The sequence below is a fragment of the Kluyvera sp. EC_51 genome (assembly GCF_019584505.1).
GTDB lineage: Bacteria > Pseudomonadota > Gammaproteobacteria > Enterobacterales > Enterobacteriaceae > Kluyvera > Kluyvera sichuanensis.
Window position 1 is genome coordinate 1 of record NZ_VDAG01000073.1, and the last position, 263, is coordinate 263.

Annotated in this window: 2 rRNA genes; both read left to right on the forward strand. The window is 51.7% G+C overall.

What is annotated here, in order from left to right:
• Positions 1 to 78 (forward strand): 23S ribosomal RNA (locus tag FHC49_RS13140); the annotation flags it as partial.
• A 95-nt stretch (positions 79 to 173) separates the two neighbouring features.
• Positions 174 to 263 (forward strand): 5S ribosomal RNA (gene rrf, locus FHC49_RS13145); the annotation flags it as partial.

Here is a 263-nt window from a genome sequence, read left to right on the forward strand (position 1 = left end):
CGACGTTGATAGGCTGGGTGTGTAAGCGTAGCGATACGTTGAGCTAACCAGTACTAATGAACCGTGAGGCTTAACCTTACAACGCCGAAGATGTTTTGGCGAAAGAGACATCGATATTCAGCTTGATTACAGATTACATCAGAACGCGAAAAGCGGTCTGATAACAGAATTTGCCTGGCGGCTGTAGCGCGGTGGTCCCACCTGACCCCATGCCGAACTCAGAAGTGAAACGCCGTAGCGCCGATGGTAGTGTGGGGTCTCCC